19 protein-coding genes and 1 pseudogene are annotated in these 16,886 nt (G+C 61.9%); 4 read left to right on the top strand and 16 right to left on the bottom strand.

Annotated features, from left to right (window positions below):
• Window positions 1–14: 14 nt before the first annotated feature.
• A complete protein-coding gene (locus tag YY7_RS0137570; RefSeq protein ID WP_028167692.1) occupies window positions 15–572 on the bottom strand; it encodes a hypothetical protein in 558 nt (185 codons plus the stop codon).
• Between the two features lie 50 nt (window positions 573–622).
• Here YY7_RS0137570 and YY7_RS54055 point away from each other — a divergent pair, with 50 nt between their 5' ends.
• From YY7_RS54055 to YY7_RS0137585, 3 genes are all read left to right on the top strand, one after another.
• The gene (locus YY7_RS54055) at window positions 623–772 is read left to right on the top strand and encodes a hypothetical protein (protein WP_433994553.1); all 150 of its coding nucleotides are present in this window, start codon (window positions 623–625) and stop codon (window positions 770–772) included.
• 165 nt (window positions 773–937) lie between these two features.
• Window positions 938–1,600 (top strand): SOS response-associated peptidase, encoded by a 663-nt coding sequence (locus YY7_RS0137580; protein ID WP_028167693.1) that lies wholly within the window; start codon window positions 938–940, stop codon window positions 1,598–1,600.
• 133 nt (window positions 1,601–1,733) lie between these two features.
• Window positions 1,734–2,000, top strand: a complete 267-nt coding sequence (locus YY7_RS0137585) for a hypothetical protein (protein WP_028167694.1) — start codon at window positions 1,734–1,736, stop codon at window positions 1,998–2,000.
• Between the two features lie 231 nt (window positions 2,001–2,231).
• Here YY7_RS0137585 and YY7_RS0137590 read toward each other — a convergent pair whose 3' ends face one another.
• The 15 genes and pseudogenes from YY7_RS0137590 to YY7_RS0137665 all read right to left on the bottom strand — a co-directional run bounded on the left by YY7_RS0137590 (window position 2,232) and on the right by YY7_RS0137665 (window position 15,668).
• Window positions 2,232–2,660 carry a RidA family protein gene (locus YY7_RS0137590; protein ID WP_028167695.1) on the bottom strand — a complete coding sequence of 143 codons (429 nt, stop codon included), beginning with the start codon at window positions 2,658–2,660 and terminating at the stop codon, window positions 2,232–2,234.
• A gap of 83 nt (window positions 2,661–2,743) precedes the next feature.
• Window positions 2,744–3,877, bottom strand: coding sequence for a pyridoxal phosphate-dependent aminotransferase (locus tag YY7_RS54060; RefSeq protein WP_245287538.1), 1,134 nt, complete (start codon window positions 3,875–3,877; stop codon window positions 2,744–2,746).
• Window positions 3,878–3,908: 31 nt separating this feature from the next.
• Window positions 3,909–4,592 carry a threonine ammonia-lyase gene (locus YY7_RS54065; RefSeq protein WP_245287539.1) on the bottom strand — a complete coding sequence of 228 codons (684 nt, stop codon included), beginning with the start codon at window positions 4,590–4,592 and terminating at the stop codon, window positions 3,909–3,911.
• A 10-nt stretch (window positions 4,593–4,602) separates the two neighbouring features.
• Entirely contained in the window at window positions 4,603–4,920 is a 318-nt protein-coding gene (locus YY7_RS63775) for a pyridoxal-phosphate dependent enzyme (RefSeq protein ID WP_245287540.1), read from the bottom strand.
• Window position 4,921: 1 nt separating this feature from the next.
• Window positions 4,922–5,665: an amino acid ABC transporter ATP-binding protein gene (locus YY7_RS0137605; protein ID WP_028167696.1), complete on the bottom strand. Its 744-nt coding sequence runs from the start codon at window positions 5,663–5,665 to the stop codon at window positions 4,922–4,924.
• A gap of 43 nt (window positions 5,666–5,708) precedes the next feature.
• Window positions 5,709–6,368, bottom strand: a complete 660-nt coding sequence (locus YY7_RS0137610) for an amino acid ABC transporter permease (protein ID WP_028167697.1) — start codon at window positions 6,366–6,368, stop codon at window positions 5,709–5,711.
• Complete coding sequence (locus YY7_RS0137615) at window positions 6,355–7,086, bottom strand: amino acid ABC transporter permease (RefSeq protein WP_028167698.1); 732 nt, start codon at window positions 7,084–7,086, stop codon at window positions 6,355–6,357. The genes YY7_RS0137610 and YY7_RS0137615 overlap by 14 nt, the downstream gene beginning before the upstream one ends.
• Before the next feature lie 43 nt (window positions 7,087–7,129).
• Window positions 7,130–7,435 (bottom strand): transporter substrate-binding domain-containing protein, encoded by a 306-nt coding sequence (locus YY7_RS0137620; protein ID WP_028167699.1) that lies wholly within the window; start codon window positions 7,433–7,435, stop codon window positions 7,130–7,132.
• An 800-nt stretch (window positions 7,436–8,235) separates the two neighbouring features.
• Window positions 8,236–8,688, bottom strand: coding sequence for a hypothetical protein (locus YY7_RS65290; RefSeq protein WP_433994554.1), 453 nt, complete (start codon window positions 8,686–8,688; stop codon window positions 8,236–8,238).
• Between the two features lie 48 nt (window positions 8,689–8,736).
• Window positions 8,737–9,499, bottom strand: a pseudogene (locus YY7_RS63785) (molybdopterin-dependent oxidoreductase); the annotation flags it as partial.
• A gap of 42 nt (window positions 9,500–9,541) precedes the next feature.
• A complete protein-coding gene (locus YY7_RS0137640) occupies window positions 9,542–10,291 on the bottom strand; it encodes an SDR family oxidoreductase (RefSeq protein WP_028167701.1) in 750 nt (249 codons plus the stop codon).
• A gap of 819 nt (window positions 10,292–11,110) precedes the next feature.
• A complete protein-coding gene (locus YY7_RS0137650; RefSeq protein ID WP_028167703.1) occupies window positions 11,111–12,028 on the bottom strand; it encodes an ABC transporter permease in 918 nt (305 codons plus the stop codon).
• Window positions 12,025–13,071: an ABC transporter permease gene (locus YY7_RS0137655; protein WP_245287542.1), complete on the bottom strand. Its 1,047-nt coding sequence runs from the start codon at window positions 13,069–13,071 to the stop codon at window positions 12,025–12,027. Before YY7_RS0137655 ends, YY7_RS0137650 begins: the two co-directional genes overlap by 4 nt.
• A gap of 41 nt (window positions 13,072–13,112) precedes the next feature.
• Complete coding sequence (locus YY7_RS0137660; protein ID WP_028167705.1) at window positions 13,113–14,693, bottom strand: ABC transporter ATP-binding protein; 1,581 nt, start codon at window positions 14,691–14,693, stop codon at window positions 13,113–13,115.
• 6 nt (window positions 14,694–14,699) lie between these two features.
• Window positions 14,700–15,668: a BMP family protein gene (locus YY7_RS0137665; protein WP_028167706.1), complete on the bottom strand. Its 969-nt coding sequence runs from the start codon at window positions 15,666–15,668 to the stop codon at window positions 14,700–14,702.
• Between the two features lie 245 nt (window positions 15,669–15,913).
• Between YY7_RS0137665 and YY7_RS0137670 the strand changes: the two genes are divergently transcribed.
• Window positions 15,914–16,885, top strand: a complete 972-nt coding sequence (locus YY7_RS0137670) for a cysteine hydrolase (RefSeq protein ID WP_245287543.1) — start codon at window positions 15,914–15,916, stop codon at window positions 16,883–16,885.
• Window position 16,886 lies beyond the last annotated feature (1 nt).

Below are 16,886 nucleotides of genomic sequence, written 5' to 3' on the forward strand. Positions count from 1 at the left end.
TTGGCTACCAGCGATTAGCGCAGATTGCGCGGATTGGATTTCGGCCAGTTCTCAAGCGGCTTCAGGGACGGCAGATTCTCCGGCCGCTCGGGATAGTGAAACTCCGTGCCACGCAGCCAGCGACCCTCGAATCGCTCCCAGAACAGGATCGCATCCATCTGCCAGGTAAACTCATAGACTCGCCAAACGCCGTCGCTCTCAATGACTTCGCCAGTTGCGTTGAAGGGCAGGCTGTTGAGCTTGCAGAGAGCGTAGATCTCATCCCAGTGCTCGCGGATGTAACGGTCTTCCAGGGCCACATGATACGGCCGATCGGCGCGCCAGCGGGGCCCGCCCCCACGCGGATAGAAGCCTTGGCGTGGCATCAGGAACTCGGGAATGCGCGCGATTGCCTTGCCGATCCGGCGAGCCTCATCCGAGGAGAGCTTGCTAACGCCGAAGCTGTAGCGCTGCGCATCGTCGCGGCAATAAAGCCATGCCAGCGTTACGCCGTTGGCATCCCTGACGACGTAGCACTCGGAATTTTCCCGGACCAACGTCCAGGGCGGCTTGAAACGGCGGCTTGACTCCATGAGAACAAAATAAGAACATACTCCATGTACGGTCAACCTGGAACAACGCCATGTCGTCGGTCTCGAAGCCGAGCGAACGCGACGAGGGGCTGGACGCGGCCGTCGAGCAGGCGATCGCCGTCTGTGACGGCGATATGCGCGCAGCTGTTCGCGCGTTGATCGTCGCGAACAATTTCCTCGAATTGAGATCTCGGAGTTGAAGAAGGCTGTCTCGCACGCCTACACGCGCGGACGCTTTCGGACCTACACGGGATAGTTGGCGCGCGTGAGGCGGCGATGAACGATCCGGACTGGTATTCCTTCGTGAAGGGATCAGGCGACGACATGGGCGACTGAATTGATGCATGACCAAGAGCGAAGGCTGAATGTGCAATCTCTATTCGATCACGACTAATCAGGCCGCGATCGCCGGTCTGTTCAGGCGCATGAACCGCTATGTCGGCAATCTGGCGCCCATGCCCGGTGTGTTTCCGGACTATCCGGCACCGGTGATCCGCAATGTCGCCGACGCTGAAGAGATGGTGCTGATGCGCTGGGGCATGCCGCCCCCACCCAAGACCGGCGGGCCGCCGGTCACGAACATCCGCAATACGTCCTCGCCGCATTGGCGCGGCTGGCTGAAGCCGGAGAGCCGCTGCCTCGTGCCGGCGAACAGTTTCGCCGAGTACGCCCCCGAGCCAAATCCGGAGACGAAGAAGAAGGACGTCGTTTGGTTTGCGCTCGAGAAAAGCCGGCCGCTGTTCTGCTTCGCCGGCATCTGGACCGAGTTCAGGGGGGACCGCGGCACCAAGTCGAAGCCGATCCCGGGCCCTCACCTGGTCTACGGGTTCCTCACGACATCGCCGAACGCCGTCGTCGAGCCGATCCACTCGAAGGCCATGCCGGTGATCCTGACCACCGAGGAAGAACGTAACGTCTGGATGCACGCTCCCTGGGATGAGGCCAAGGCGCTGCAGCGCCCTTTGCCCGATCATGCGCTGAAGATCGTCATGCGTGGGGAAGACAAAGAAGACAAGATCGCCGCGTAGGCGGCTTTTGCACAGGGGCGGCGGAACACGTGGAAAAGCACCCACTCGGACGATTTGGAATCCCTGCCCTGTGTTAGCAGCCGGAACGACTCGAGGGCCGCAAGGATTCGCCCCTCGCGGAGGAGCGATCTCGATGCTGATGACCAAGGAGAAACGGACGGCGATCCGCACGGTGCGCGGATGGGCCATAGCGGTACTGCAGGAGGCAGGCGCGATTCGCGAGTGCGAGTACCACGGCTGGATGCAAGACCGCGCGGATCCGCACGCCCGGGAGCGGGCGTTCGAAATCGCCCGCCACGAGTTGCCACTTGACCTTTCGCGCGAGGCGGCCGCCCTCGCTGTTACCGAGGTCCTGGATTCGATAGGCGACACCTGCCCCGAATGCCCGCCCGAGGTCTAGGGGGCGCGCTGGACAATCGATGCCAGTGAAGATGACAGCGCCCGGCGACGCGCTTCAACTGTTTTCGGTCCGCCGTAACGCTGACGACCCGGCCTGGAGACCGGCGTTGTAGATACATGCCCGAAGAGCGCTGGCGTTCGGCCCCGTGATACCAACAGCTTTCCTTCATGGCAGCGGCAGGGCAATCGAGGGGACGACCAACATATTGTGCGTTAGCGCCTGTCGCATCGGTCACCGCTTCACCGAAGCGACGAGCGAGACCTCTACCAAGGCCCCGCCTGGCAATGAGGAAACCCCGATCGCGACTCGGCTAGGAAGCGAACCGCCGATGGATCTCTCAATGTGCCGAGAGGCGAAGTCGGCAATCTGAGAGTGATGCGTGTAACCTGGCGGCGCGTTCACGTACACCGTCAGGTTAATAGCTCCGGCGAGCTGCTCATCTGGTTCCAGTTGAGTCTGCGCAGCATCCAATGCGTTCTGGGCAGCAAGCTCCGTCGCGGCGCGAAAGTCCTCGCCCGGCCCTTCCAGCGCCACTTGACCTCTGTAGAGAAGTTTGCCGTTCTTCCTCGGCGTCATGCCCGAGACGAAAATCAGATCGCCATGGCGTTTGGCTGGAACGTAGTGTCCCTGCGCGGGTGGAACGGCCGCTCGACTTCGCATCAACTGTCACCTGCGATAACGGTTGACCATCTCTACGAGACGGCGCGCAGCAGCGACAGCCGCGACATGGTCCTGAGAGAAATTCAGCCGAATGCTGTCGGGGTGCGTCCGAACTCGGAGCCGGGCGTGACGATGACCTTCGCCTGATGTCGCAGCAGCCGTATGAAATCGTGCTGACCAAGGGCGAGTTCGGGCAATCTTGGAAAGAGATAGCTTCCTGCCTGCGCCGTTCGTGTCGGCAACGCGGCTTCGCGAAAGACGCCGAGCAGTTCGTCACGTATTGCCTGGTGCAGCCGGATACGATCCTCCATCCATCCGACCGGTTCGCTGAACCACGTGCGAAGGACAGCTTGGTTGTAGCCGGCAGCGCGCAGCGAGGCGATAGCCTGCAGCTTCTCCATTCGCTCGACGATGGGAGCAGAACCGAATGCGACCCCGAGCCTATAGCCGCTCAGCGACTCCGTCTTCGACGGCCCCATGATGGTGATGACGCGCTCCTCCGGCAGGCGGGCACGAATATGCGTATAGATCTCACCCTCATAGAGCAGTCGTGAGTAGAGCTGGTCGGCGATGATCGTGACGTGGAACGCGGCCGCCAATTCGGCGATCGCGGCAATCTCTCGTTCGGAATAGATGGCACCGGTCGGATTGTTGGGATTTGAGAACAGGAACAGCCTCGCTCCCGCCTCAAAAGCCGCCCGAAGCTGGTCGAGATCGAGACCGGCTTCCGCCGTGCGGGCCATGTAGTTCATGGCTACAGGCACTACCTCGCCTCCGAAGAACTGCACAAGCTTGCGATTGGCGAAATAGTCAGGCTGGACGATGGCCACCTTGTCGCCCTGGTCAACCAAGGATGCAACCGCAAGGAATAACGCGCCCTGCGTCCCCGGCGTTAAGATCGTCCCCTGCTCGGCGGACACCGGAGCGCCCGTGAAAGCGGCGAGCTTAATGGCAAGCTCGGCGCGGATGTCGGCCGAGCCGCGGTATTCCGTGTAAGCCTGTCGTGCGCCGGCGTCCACGGCTTCAGCAAAACGTTCGAAGCTGCCCGGAGCAGGCGAAAAGGCGTCGACGTCCCCATGCGAGAAGTCCACCAATCGGCCCGGGAGCACCTCGCCCCGCATCATGTTGCCGACATCGCCGGCGGCCTGACGCACCTCCTGGCCTGGAGCATTGTCGGTCGCCAGCGCGGCAAACCGGTCGTTCTTGGTCAGCATCATCGCTTCTTTCTTCTTGTCCTCTGGCAAATTGCTAGGCGGCGCATCCGGCAGATCCGAGACCTGTCTCGAGGTCCAGGGCCTGCTTGAATATGGCGGGATCAATATTGCCGCCGGACACAACGACGAGGGTGCCTCTACCCCGGAAGAATTCCGGATTGCGCATCAGAGCCGCTAGCGCGATGACACCTCCCGGCTCCGTGACCAGCCGCAGCTCGTCGTAGGCAAACCGGATTGCCCACAGCACGTCCTGATCCGAGACGGCCAGAACCCGAGAAAGGCGCTTGCGGTTGATCGAGAACGGCAGCTCGGCCGGAGTCGGTGCGAGCAGCGCATCGCAGAGCGAACCGGATAAGCCTGCATTGACCTCTCTGTGTCTGCTCGCAAGCGAACGCCGCGTATCGTCGAACGCCTCGGGCTCCACGGCCCAAACCTCAGCCGTCGAACGCATCGCTTCAGTGGCAAGGCACGTTCCGGCAGCAAGTCCGCCGCCGCCGCAGGGCACGAGAACCGTCGCCACCTCGCCGACGCCGATCTCCTCGAGACTTTCGGCGACCGCCGTCCCCTGGCCTGCGATGACGAAAGGATTGTCGCCGGGTGGGATTACCGCCACAGGCGAGTGCGCGGCGATCTGCGCCGCAATCTCCTCGCGCGATTGGCGAGTGCGATCGTAGAGCACGATCTCTGCGCAGTTCTCCCGAGCCTTCGCGATCTTCACGGCCGGTGCATCACTCCGGCATCACGATGGTGGCGGGCAGGTTCAGCATCCTGCCCACGGTCGCGATTGCCTGGCCATGATTACCGGTGGAGTACGCGACGACGCCGCCCGGATACGCCTGTCGATCGAGGCGCGACAGGCAATTGTAAGCGCCCCTGAATTTGAAGGCGCCGGTCCGCTGCAGGTTCTCGCATTTGATATAGACGGAAGCTCCGGTCAGCCGGTCCAGCCGTTCGGAGCGCAGGACCGGCGTCTTGACGGCAACACCCGCAAGGATACGGCGAGCATCGAGAACGTCTTCCGGAGAAGGAATAGGCAAAGAGATCATGTCAGTGGGCCAGGATACGTGAGAGGAAAAGCCTTGCGCGTTCGGAGTTCGGAGCTTCGAAGAAGCGCTTGGTCTCGCCGATTTCGATGATCGAGCCCTTGTCCATGAACACCATGCGGTCGGCGGCCGCCTTGGCGAAGCCCATCTCGTGCGTCACGACGATCATCGTCATGCCCTCGCGGGCGAGCTCGAGCATGACGGCGAGAACCTCCCCGATCATTTCGGGATCCAGGGCCGAGGTTGGCTCGTCGAACAGCATGGCGACCGGATCCATGGCGAGCGCGCGCACGATCGCGATCCGCTGCTGCTGGCCACCGGAGAGTTGGGCCGGATAGACGCTCTCCTTGTCGGCCAGCCCGACCCTGTTCAAGAGCTTTCGCGCCCTGGCCTCGGCTTCGTCCCGAGTTCGCTTCAGAACATGGATCGGCGCCAGACAGATGTTTTCAAGGACTGTGAGATGCGGATAGAGCTCGAAGTGCTGAAACACCATGCCGATCCGCGCGCGCATCTTGGCGGCTTCGCGGCCGCGAAAGCCGAGGCTGACGCCATCGATTGTCACTTGGCCGTCTTGAAACTCCTCAATGCCGTTGATGCACTTGACGAAGGTGCTCTTGCCGGAGCCGGATGGCCCGCAGATGACGACGACCTCACCCTGCCGAACCGTGAGGCTACAGTCCTTGAGGACCTGCAGTTGACCGAAGCTCTTGGAGAGCTTGTCCACCTTGATCATTTCGGTTTTGGTCATCAGCACATCCATGATGAGGAGATACCTGCCTGTCGCGCGTCCATCAGGCGATCGCCCGCACGTGCTTCAGCGACGAAGCGACGGCATTTCCGGTCAGGCAGATGAGCAGGTAGACCAGCGCCGCGAAGACATACATCTCGACGGGCCTGTTGGTATTGTTCGCAACGATTGTGACTGACGTCATGAAGTCGTTCAGCGACACGACGTAGACCAATGCAGTGTCCTGAAAGAGGATCACCCCTTGTGTCACCATTAGAGGAGCCATCTTCCGGAGGGCCTGTGGCAACGCGACTAGCCTGACAGTCTGCAAATAGCTAAGACCCGACGCCTTGGCGGCCTGCCACTGGCCGGACCGCACGCTCTGCAATCCGGCCCTCATTATCTCGGAATAGTATGCGCCCTCGAACATGACGAACGCGACCAATACTGAGTAGAGCGCACCCACCGGTCGCCCCAGTGCCAGCGGGACCAGGAAATAAAACCAGAAGATCACCAGGATAAGCGGAACAGCTCGGAAGCCGTTCACGTAGAGCGCTGCCAGTCCGGCAATCAGACGCAGACGTGACAATCGCAGGATGGCAATGAGCAGTCCGAGGATCAGTCCGCCTGCCATGGCGACGGCAGTCAGCATGAGGCTGAGAGCCAACCCCTCCAGCAGAAATGGCAGCGAGTTCGAGATCGCCGAGAGGTCAAAACTGGACACTAACACCTCCCGAGACCGTGCCGGGAAGCGCAGTCCAGCGCTCGACACCGCGCATGAGCAGCGTGACCAGCAGCGCGATCGTCACGTAGATTACCGTCGCGGCCGTGAACGCTTCAAAGCCCTGGTAGGTCATGCTCTGGATCTGTTGAGTCTGCGCCGTGAGCTCGTAGACGCCGATCGTGAGCGCGATCGAGGAGTTCTTGAAGATCGTCAGGATTTCAGAGGTCAACGGCGGAACAATGATCCGCACCGCCTGCGGCAACAGGACCAAGCGATAGACCTGCAGCATCGAGAGGCCGCTCGCCCTCGCCGCCATTCGCTGTCCCCGCGGCACCGCATCGATGCCAGCGCTGATCTGTACGGCGATGCGGGAACTCGTGAATAGCCCGAGTGCAATAATTGAGGTGACGATCTCCGGATAAGGCAGATCGCGCTTCAACCAACGACCTGCGCCGCCCGGCAAGATCTCCGGCACCACAAAGAACCAGAGAAACATCTGCAGCAGCAACGGCACGTTCCGAAAGACGCTGATATAGGCGCCCATTACAGAGCGGACGATCCGATCGTCCGAGCTGTGGAGCACGCCGATTGCCGTGCCGATGACCAGGGCAATGATCAGAGCGGCGATCGAGATGGCCATGGTCATTTCGGTGCCCCAGACCAGCCATTGCACGTAGGGGTCTTGGACCAGGACGGCCCAATTCCAGGAGTAGTTCATCGCGACGCCCTCTTAGGCAGTTGAATCGGCCTCTCCCAGGTGATCACTCAGGGATCGCGATGACTTTGAAGACGGTCTCAAGAACGAGCGAAAGTGGGACATCGACCGGCGTGAACCACTTGGCGTAGAGCTTCTGCAGCCGACCGTCGCGCGCCATGCGAGACAGCGTCGCGTTGACGAGAGACAGGAACACCGTGCTGTTCTTCTGCACCAGCAGGCCGTAGCTGTCATAGGACAAGGGCGTACCCACGACACTATAATCGGATGGGTTCGGAGCCTTGCCGCGCAACCCGAACAACAGAATGTCATCGGTCGAGAAGGCGTCGACGCGGTCGGTCGAGAGCTTCAATGAACTGGCCGCCAAGGTGCGCGACGTGATGGATCAAGTCGAAAACTGAGCGATGGCGCGCAGCAGAACAAGTTGGCTTCTGAACTCCAGCGCTTCCAAAGCTGCCTTCATCGATGACGCCGACAACCTCTGCCGTGACGCGACAAGGATGATCATCGGCATCGAGCATTGGCCGCGGCGGCACCGATCGGGTCGCGTCAGCGCGGCGGCCGACGCTCGCGGGCGAGCCAGCCCACCGCATCCGATTTCATTGGATCGACCTCGATCGTAACCTTTTCCGTCCTGCCGCAGGTAGAGCACTCAAACGTGCGCTCCTCGAATCCTCGCTCGCCGGATGAGATCCGCGACAGCGCGAGCGCGTGCTTGCACACCGGACACATCGGACGATCGTTTAGGGACTCCATGCGTCTGGCCTCGAAGGCAACATCGCGGGCGCCGCAGAGGACGGTTCGACTCCGACGCCCGGAGGAGGCCGCCGCCTTTGGCTATCCTCGCGCGCGCTAGTTCTGAATAGCGGGTCGTGAGACCTTTGGCTATCCGCGACAGGCGCCGTAGTTCAACGGCGGGCGACGGTCCCTGCAGTTCAATAGGGTGGCAAGGCTATCGTTCCTCCGATCTGCCCGCCGCTCGTCGATCTGCGGTTCACGCGGTAGCCGCCGCCCGCCCGGCGTCGGTGATGCGATGCTCGATATCTCCGGACCCAGAGAGCTATCTCGTCCGGGCTGGCCGGCCTTCCGAAATCGCTCGCTGCCGTCGGGCGGATCGCCGACAAGGCGATCATCGTGATCGGAAGCGCGCGCCTACGCCAGGACATTGCGGACCCTCCCGGTCTCATCGATGCTCCAGGTCTGCTGCGCGTTGTAGTGAAAGAGAGCGTTGGTACCCATCGATGCGATGAACGCGTTGCGGTCGGGCTGGACGTTGCCGTTCTCGTCGGTCGAACGACTGACGATCTTCGTCGGCTTGCCGTCCCAAGTCCAATCCATCTGGAAGCAGGTCTGGGCTTTCGAAAGAACCGGCTCGTTCAAGGCCGCATTTTTCCAGGTCCGGGCCCCGTCTGTGCTGACTTCGACCCTCGCGATCTTTCCGTGTCCGCTCCAAGCCACGCCCGAAATGCGATTGTAGCCCGGCTTGATCTCCATCGTGCCGGACGGACTGGTGATCACCGAATTTGTCTCCATCCGGAGCTGGAATTGCCTAGCTTTACCGTTCGCGAGCAGCTGGGTGTACCGAGCGGTCTCCCATCTGGTCATCCACGGCTGGTCGCCGAATTTCAGCCGGCGTAGCCACTTGATGTTCAGATTACCCTCGAAGCCGGGTAGGATCAGCCGGATCGGAAATCCGTGCGCGGGCCTGAGAGGCTCGCCGTTCTGGCCGTAGGCGATGATAGCCTCATCTACGATCTCCTGGGTCAGGGGGACGCTTCGAGCGACGCCGGCGGCGTCACCTCCCTCCGCGAGCATCCAGGTCGATGCGGGATCCTTTCCGACGAGTTCGACGATCAGCTTCAGCGGCGCCCCCGTCCATTCGTTCGTGCTCACCAAGCCATGCGTGTTCCGTGACGTTGGGATCGGCCTTCTTCCAGTTCTCCCAGCCGTTGCCGGTGCATTCCAGGAAGGCGATACGCGACACGGACGGCATCGCCCTGAGATCATCGACCGTAAACACCAGCTCCTTGCGCACCATGCCGTGGACCAGAAGCCGATGTTTGGCGGGATCGAGGTCGGGAACGCCGGAGTGGCTGCGCTCGTAGTGCAGATCCGACGGAGTGATGCTGCCGACGAGCTTCTGAAGCGGCGACTTCGAGTTGATAGCGTCGGCAGGATCGACTTTGAGCCGCCCCGGGCCAGCCTCAGGAATCCGACCGATCTGCACGTACTTGGACCGCGCGCTCAGGGCGCTCAGATCGGCCCCCGGCTCGCGAGCCGGAACTTCGTCGAGAGACTCCGCGGATGCCTGACCGAGTGCGGCTGCGCTGGCGACGCCGCCCGATGCGACTGCAAGGAAATCCCTACGACCGAGCAGACGGCGCGAGTTGACGTAATCTTCGTTGTGATCAGGCATTGCGGCTCCCTGTGATCGTCCTCGAATCGATACGCTTCACGTTCAGATCTGCGCGAACCCGCCGTCGACGAATACTTCCGCCCCGTTCATGAAGCTGCTCGCGTCCGAGGCCAGGAACGCGACGACCTCCGCAACCTCCTCCGGCCGCCCGACCCGGCCAGCCGGCGTCGCGGCCGCTTGCGCCTGCAGGAAACCGGTCATCTGCTCCTTCGTGAGTCCGAGGCTATCGTAGGCCGGGGTCGGCACGGTCCCCGGACTCACTGCATTCACGCGGATTCCCCGCTCCCTTAGGTCGACGCTCCAACTGCGGGCGAACGATCGAATGGCCGCCTTGCTCGCTGCGTAAACGCTGAACGCGAGGAATCCCTTTATTCCAGCTACTGATGCGTTCAGAATAATCGAGGCACCTGGATTCATGAGTGGTAGCGCCTTCTGCACCGTGAACAGCGTTCCTTTCACGTTGATGTCGAAGGTCCTATCGAAATGGGCTTCGGTGATCGAGCCCAGGGGCGCGAACTCACCTATGCCCGCGTTGGCGAAAAGCACGTCGATGCGCCCTCGCTCTGCCTTTATTTCATCGAAAAGCCAATCGAGGTCCGCCAGGCTCGATATGTCCCCTCTGAGACCTTGCGCATTGGCGCCGATAGCTGCGACGGCCGCCTCGAGCTCACGGTTGCGCCGTCCGGTTAGGAAGACGAAGGCTCCCTCCTTCGCGAAGAGCTTGGCGGTTTCGAAACCGATGCCGCTGCTTCCGCCGGTAACGACTACGATTTTTCCCTTGAACCGGTCCATCTCGTCTTCACCTTCATCTGCCTGCCTCGGCAACTATGGTCGGCACACAGACGATTGGGATTGAACGAAGCTTCGATGGCTTGTTTGCTTGTTCGAACTTCGGCCGGTCCAGGTCTTTCTGATTTGCCCGTCCCGATCCCTACTACGGCCGCCAAAGTCGAGACCTGGGATGACCGCGCCCCCCAAGGAGGCCCCAAACTGCAGCGACCTCTTGGGGCGCCGGCAGCAACCTCTTCCACTAGGGCATGGCCAATGAGACGGACGATCCGGACGTCGTCGTGCGACGATGTCGAAGCCGGGGCGTGGTGCTCAAGCGGCCGGCTGCCTCAAGAGGACGGTTCGCCGAGCACTCCGATCTGCCGTCCGACCAACGGAAGGAAGGGGGCGCGGCGCACGGAGGAGCGATCGAAGCCGCCGAAGCGCTCCGCTCCCGAGTTCAGCGAGCAAGACGCCAAGAACTTTCTTCAATGGTCGGTCGTGAGTCGCCCCCTCGAAGGCGAACCGCCGACCATCGACGTGACGGCTGGCTATCACCGCGCCAACGCTTCGCCGATCTTGAAAACTTTCCTTTCAAGAATCGATGGCCTGAGCGTGGTCTAGATTCGCGCAGAATTTACGTGGTCTCCCAATTCCACGCGAACGAGTTGCGCCCTGTCCAGGCCACCGGATTTTTCGCGGCACAGCTGCACGGATGATGGCCTCAGGTTGTACCAAGGCACCTAGGTTTCACGCCAAGGGCCCTGCAACAGGAACGCACGACGAATGAGTTGAGCAACCTTCTCTTCTAGTCATCGTGGCCAAATATTGAATCCGAGTTATTCAGCGTCGGTAGGGCTCACCAAGGGACGGAGGCGCCATCTGGCGGCCAACGAGCCCGCCGACTGCGAGCAGTGCCAGAAGATACGGCAGCATGATGAGAAGGGCATTTGGCACGCCAATTCCTAGCGCGGGCAACTGGAACTGCAGCGCGGTCGCCGCGCCGAACAGGAGGCAGGCAAGCGAGGTGCCGCCGATCCGCCATTTGCCGAAGATGACGGACGCGATCGCAAGATAGCCGGCGCCGCGCGTCATGCCCTCGGTGAAGGTGTGAATGTCGCCGATCGAAAGAAACGCGCCGGCAAGCGATGCCATGAACCCGGCAAAAACTACACAGGCATAGCGGATGCGCGCGATCGACAGGCCCGACTTGTCGACCGCCTTAGGCTCAGCCCCGGCCGCATGGATTGCCAAGCCGACGGACGTAAAGCGAAGGACCAGGGCGACGATGACGATCAAGGCTATACCGGCGTAGAGCAACCAAACCTGTTCGAACACGGCCGGACCGATCACCGGAATGTCGCCGAGCAGCGGCGGCTTTACCTTGGCGAGTCCGGGAATTTCGGCGCGAGACCGTGCGCCGAAGATCTCGCGATAGGCGAGCGTGGTCGCGCCGAGCACGAGGATATTGATGCCGATGCCCGAGACGATCTGGTTGGCACGCAGCGTGTTGCTCAGAAAGGCCTGAAGCAGCGCAACCGGCAACACCGAGACGATACCGAACAGAAGCCCCACGAAGGGATCGCCGGTTGCCCAGGAGCCGACGGCCGCGGCAAAGGCTGACATCAGCATCATGCCCTCAATGCTCATGTTCAGCACCCCGGCCCGCTCAGAGACCATCTCGCCGATGCCGGCGAGAAGCAATGGCGTCGCAAGCCGGATCGACGAGCCCAGGAAAACCGCGAAGAGCTCAGAAGTCATCGCCGCTCCAATTTCTCAATGAACAAACTGGCGCCGGCCAGCGTGATGACGATCAGGCCCTGGATGACAACGACGAGCGCGGTCGGCACCGCGGCAACCATCTCCATGTTGATACCCCCGGAGCGCATGAAACCGAACAGCAGCGACGCCGCGATCACGCCTGGAATCGAGCCGCGCGACAGCAGCCCGGCGACGAGACCGTCGAAGCCGTAGCCGGAGGAGAAGCCGTCCTTGAGCGTATACTGTTCGCCGAGCAGCATCAGTGCCCCCGCCAGACCACCCAACGCTCCGGCCGTCGAGAGCGCGAACACGACGGTCTTCGCGTAGGAGATCCCGGCCCGCCTGGCCGCGACGGGATTGAGACCGACGGCGCGCAAGCGAAATCCCAGCGTGGTCCGGGACAGGATCACGCTAACGACGATTGCAAGGATTAGCGTTAGCGGCAATCCGACGTGAACCGGGAAGGAATAGTCGCCGGTCAGCAGCGGCAGCTGCGTCGCATCCGGGATTTCGAGCGATTCCGGCAAAGTTGCCGAACTCGTCATGGGCTTGCGCAGCAGCGCGGGCGACTGCACTGACCAGTAGAGCAGCCAAACCCCGATGAAGGAGAGCAGGAGCGTCGAGATCACCTCGTTGGTGCCGGACTTGACCTTGAGCACTGCCGCTAGTCCGCCCCACAGACCACCCGCAATCACCGCCGCAAGCGTCGGAAGGACGAAGGCAAGGCCGAGCGGCGATCCACTCACGTGGCCGTAGAGTGCGACCGCGGTGGCCGCGATGCCGCCGACCGCGATTTGGCCCTCGCCACCGACATTGGTCAGGTTCGCGCGGTTCGCCAGCACGAAACCGAAGCCGACCAGCGCAAACACCGAACTCCGGTTGAGGGAGGCAGCAAGCGCGAAAGGCGAACCGATGGTGCCGTCGACGAACGCCGCGACGGCCTTCGGCACCGACACCCCGATCATCGCGATCAGCGACAGGCCGACCACGGCCGCAAAGGCAACCGCGAGGACCGGCACAACCAGGGACGGGCGCAGAGACAAGCGAGGCGACCCAGGAAGAGAGCCCCGTTGGTTCACGACTGTCATTGCGGCTGTCCTGCCATCATGGCACCGATGGCTTCTTTTCGCTTCGGATCGGCCGGACAGGATCCCATCACCCGTCCGCGGTACAGCACGACGATGCGATCGGCGACGGTGAGGAGTTCATCGAGTTCCGAGGAAACCAAAAGAACTGCGATGCCTCGCTTGCAGGCGTCGCGGATATGGCCGTAGACGGCGGCAACCGCGCCGACATCCAGACCGCGGGTCGGTTGGGCTGCGACCAGGCAGGACAGGTTCGGCAACGTCATCTCGCGCGCGAGCACCGCCTTCTGCTGATTACCGCCCGAGAGCGAAGAGAATAACGCGGCGGGGCCGCGCGCTCGCACGTCGAAGCGCTGCATCAGCGACGTCGCCTCGCGCTCGAGGGCGGTGCGGTTGAGAAAGCCGAAGCGGGTGAATTCGTCGAGGCGATTGAGGTAGATGTTCTCGGCGAGGCTCATGCCGAGCACGCAGCCGACCGCATGGCGGTCTTCCGGGACGATACCGACGCCTGCCGCGGTGATCTCCTTCGGCGAACGTCGTGTGAGATCGATCTCACCGAGATGGATGCGTCCCTCGGTCGCCTCCATCATGCCTGAAAGCACGGCCGTCAATTCGCTCTGGCCGTTGCCCTCGACGCCGGCGACCCCGACGATCTCGCCGCGGTCGACCGTGAGGGTGAAATTGTCGAGCCGCGTGACGCCCTGACTGTCCTTCACGCTCAGCCCATCGATCTGGAGGACCTCGATCCTGGTTTTGGCGGCCGGCTCATGACCCACATGGGTGACGGGCTCGAGCCCGAGGATGGACGCCGCTGAAGAATCGAGCGCCTCGACGTTACCCTGGATCATCGCGCGGACCAGCGCGCCGATATCGCCTGCCGGATCATCGGAGGTCGCAACCGTGCGGCCGCCCCTCAGCACGGTAACGCGATCGGCGACCTTCTTGATCTCGGCGAGTTTGTGCGTAACCAGCACCACTGCGCGGCCGCTTGCCGCGACGCGGCGACACACGTCGAGCAGAGCCGCGATCTCGTCTGGCAGGAGCACCGCCGTAGGCTCGTCAAGGACGAAGAGGCGGGGATTGCGGATCAGGCACTTAACGATCTCGACCCGCTGCCGCTCGCCGACGGATAGCTCTTCGATCTTCGCGAACGGATCGAGAGGCAGGCCGTATTCGGCGGCGATCCGTTCGAGCTGCCTCGCGCACTCCTTGCGATTGAGGATACCGCGCTCCCGCCCGAGCAACACGTTATCGACGACGCTCAGGTCGCCGACCAGGCTGAAATGCTGATGCACCATCGCGATGCCCTGACCCAGCGCATCCGCGGGGCCGGCGGGATCAAACGGCGCGCCCCGATAGCGCATGACGCCGCCGTCAGGCCGGTGCACGCCGAAAATCACGTTACACAGCGTCGACTTGCCTGCACCGTTTTCGCCGAGGATGCAATGCACCTCGCCGTCCCGGAGGTCGAGCGAGACCTCCGACAGGGCGGCGAAGTTGCCGAACCGCTTCGTCACCTGCGACAGTGACAGCAGCGGCTCGGCCACGGCATCGACCGACCGAGGCAAGCTGGTGCTCATCGAGCCTCAGCCCTTCAGCACTTTGATCTTGCCGTCGAGCAGATCCTTCATGATCTGGTCGAGCTTCGCCTTCTGCTCGGGCGTCGCGCCGCAGATCACCATGCTGGAGGCTTCGGGCCCCATCTTCAGGCCGAACTCCTTGTAGCCGGCTTGCCACGAGCCCTTGACCGCCTCGTCGATCGCATATTGCACCTGATAACCAGTGCCGGTGATCGAATAGGCGACGTAGAGCGGATCGGTGCCGCATCGGTCGGTGTAGCTGCCGATGATGTGGGTGCCCTTCTCCTTCGCCGCCTGCTCCATGCCGCGCAGGCCGAGGTTGAGGATGTGGTAGTGGATGTCGGCCCCCTGCGCGATCGCCGCCAGCGTCGCTTCCTTCGCCTTGGCGACGTCATCGAAATCGCCGGTGTAGTTCTCGGTGTATTTGATCGCCGGATTGATGGATTTGGCACCGTTGCCGAATTCCTTGCCGGCATTGACGATGGACGGAATTTCGAGCCCGCCGACATAGCTGACGGCGCCGGTCTTCGACAGCATGGCCGCCGCCGCGCCTGCGACATAAGCGATCTCGGCCTGCTTGACGTCGTAGCCTGCAACGTTCGGCGCGCTCTCGCCGTCATTGCCGCCGACGATCGAGAAATGAACCTTCGGGAATCGCTTGGCGATCTTGTAGACGGAGGCTTGGGTCTGGCCGCCGACGCCGATCACGAGCTCATTCTTGCTGGCCAGATTGGTCAGCGCCTGATCCATGTCGGCGTAGTTGATGTTCTCGATCATCTGCACCTGGATCTTGTCGCCGTACTTCTTCTGGGCGGCCGTCAGACCGTCGAAGGACGACTCCATCCAACCTTTGTCGGACTTCGATCCTGGAATCAGGATGCCGACCTTGAGTGCGTCGGCGTGAGCCGCATTCGCGGAGACGGCCAGCGATCCGGCGAGCAGAACTGCCTTGAGAAACAAACGGCGTGACTTCATGAAAACCTCTCGCACAAGCTGAAATTCGACCGGCGGCCTCCTACGCAGCAAGCGGCATGCCAAAGATCTAAGCCATTGAATCGGATTTGAGTTTTCGAAGCCGCCTACCTCGAAAACAAACAAATGCTTACTTTTTATCCAATGTGCGCTCGCATCTGTCAGATTCATGAGCAGCGACGGCGCGGCATTGAGACCGGGCGTTGAATTTCTTTGCAAAACGCGGCTGGCAACGAACTTGCAAACTCTTGAAGCGCGATGAGATGGGGTTGAATCGTCATCGCGCTTTAGCTCTTTGTTTGAGCATGATCTTTTCGGAAAACCGCTTCACACTTTTCCAAAAAGATCATGCTCTAGGCACACGCAAGCGAGCATCCGACAGCGGATGCACCATCACGCCAGAGGAGGTGATCATGAAGGCGAGCGAACAACAGCGCACCCAGGCTGCCTTGGGCGGGCAGCTCGGCCTTGGTCGGCAATTCGCGTGGTGGGCAACCGAGACAGAGGTTAACATGGCGATGCCGCAGCCGACGCCGGTTCCGGTAACGATGGCCTGCGCACCGCAGAATGTCACTGTCGATCTCCTGCGCACCGCGATCATCGTCATCGACATGCAGAACGATTTCTGCACGGCGGGCGGATGGGTCGATCACATCGGCGGGGACTACCGCCCGGATCGCAAGCCGATCGCTCCGTTGCAGCAACTGCTGCCGGCCCTGCGCAACGCCGGCGTACCCGTGATTTGGGTGAACTGGGGCAACCGGCCGGATCTCGCCAACATGCCACCGAACCAGATCCATCTCTACAAGCCGAAGGGGAGCGGGGTCGGGCTCGGCGATCCCCTTCCTGGCAACTGTTCACACGTGCTGGAGAAGGATTCGTGGGCGGCAGCCGTCGTCGACGAGCTGCCGCAGGAGGCGCAGGACATCAAGGTCGACAAATATCGCATCAGCGGTTTTTGGGACACGCCCCTCGACAGCATTTTGCGCAATCTCGGCGTAAAGTCGGTGCTGTTCACCGGCGTCAATACCGACCAATGCGTGCTGCACTCGCTGACCGATGCCAACTTTCTCGGTTATGGATGTATCCTGGTTGAGGATTGCTGTGCCACCTCCTCACCGGACTTCTGCACCGAAGCGACGATCTGGAACGTGAAGAAATGCTTTGGCTTCGTCACCAATACGGCCGCCATCATCGGCGCGCTCGGCAAGCATGGTTGAC

This window comes from Bradyrhizobium elkanii WSM2783 (assembly GCF_000472865.1).
GTDB lineage: Bacteria > Pseudomonadota > Alphaproteobacteria > Rhizobiales > Xanthobacteraceae > Bradyrhizobium > Bradyrhizobium elkanii_A.

Bases quoted from the DNA above. Each gene is read 5' to 3' on its own strand.
- YY7_RS0137615 (WP_028167698.1), bottom strand. From the start codon at position 7,086: ATGAACTACTCCTGGAATTGGGCCGTCCTGGTCCAAGACCCCTACGTG.
- YY7_RS0137605 (WP_028167696.1), bottom strand. From the start codon at position 5,665: ATGACCAAAACCGAAATGATCAAGGTGGACAAGCTCTCCAAGAGCTTC.
- YY7_RS0137650 (WP_028167703.1), bottom strand. From the start codon at position 12,028: ATGACTTCTGAGCTCTTCGCGGTTTTCCTGGGCTCGTCGATCCGGCTT.
- YY7_RS0137570 (WP_028167692.1), bottom strand. From the start codon at position 572: ATGGAGTCAAGCCGCCGTTTCAAGCCGCCCTGGACGTTGGTCCGGGAA.
- YY7_RS0137640 (WP_028167701.1), bottom strand. From the start codon at position 10,291: ATGGACCGGTTCAAGGGAAAAATCGTAGTCGTTACCGGCGGAAGCAGC.
- YY7_RS54060 (WP_245287538.1), bottom strand. From the start codon at position 3,877: ATGATGCTGACCAAGAACGACCGGTTTGCCGCGCTGGCGACCGACAAT.
- YY7_RS63775 (WP_245287540.1), bottom strand. From the start codon at position 4,920: ATGATCTCTTTGCCTATTCCTTCTCCGGAAGACGTTCTCGATGCTCGC.
- YY7_RS54055 (WP_433994553.1), top strand. From the start codon at position 623: ATGTCGTCGGTCTCGAAGCCGAGCGAACGCGACGAGGGGCTGGACGCG.
- YY7_RS0137660 (WP_028167705.1), bottom strand. From the start codon at position 14,693: ATGAGCACCAGCTTGCCTCGGTCGGTCGATGCCGTGGCCGAGCCGCTG.
- YY7_RS0137590 (WP_028167695.1), bottom strand. From the start codon at position 2,660: ATGCGAAGTCGAGCGGCCGTTCCACCCGCGCAGGGACACTACGTTCCA.
- YY7_RS0137585 (WP_028167694.1), top strand. From the start codon at position 1,734: ATGCTGATGACCAAGGAGAAACGGACGGCGATCCGCACGGTGCGCGGA.
- YY7_RS65290 (WP_433994554.1), bottom strand. From the start codon at position 8,688: ATGACCAGATGGGAGACCGCTCGGTACACCCAGCTGCTCGCGAACGGT.
- YY7_RS0137580 (WP_028167693.1), top strand. From the start codon at position 938: ATGTGCAATCTCTATTCGATCACGACTAATCAGGCCGCGATCGCCGGT.
- YY7_RS0137665 (WP_028167706.1), bottom strand. From the start codon at position 15,668: ATGAAGTCACGCCGTTTGTTTCTCAAGGCAGTTCTGCTCGCCGGATCG.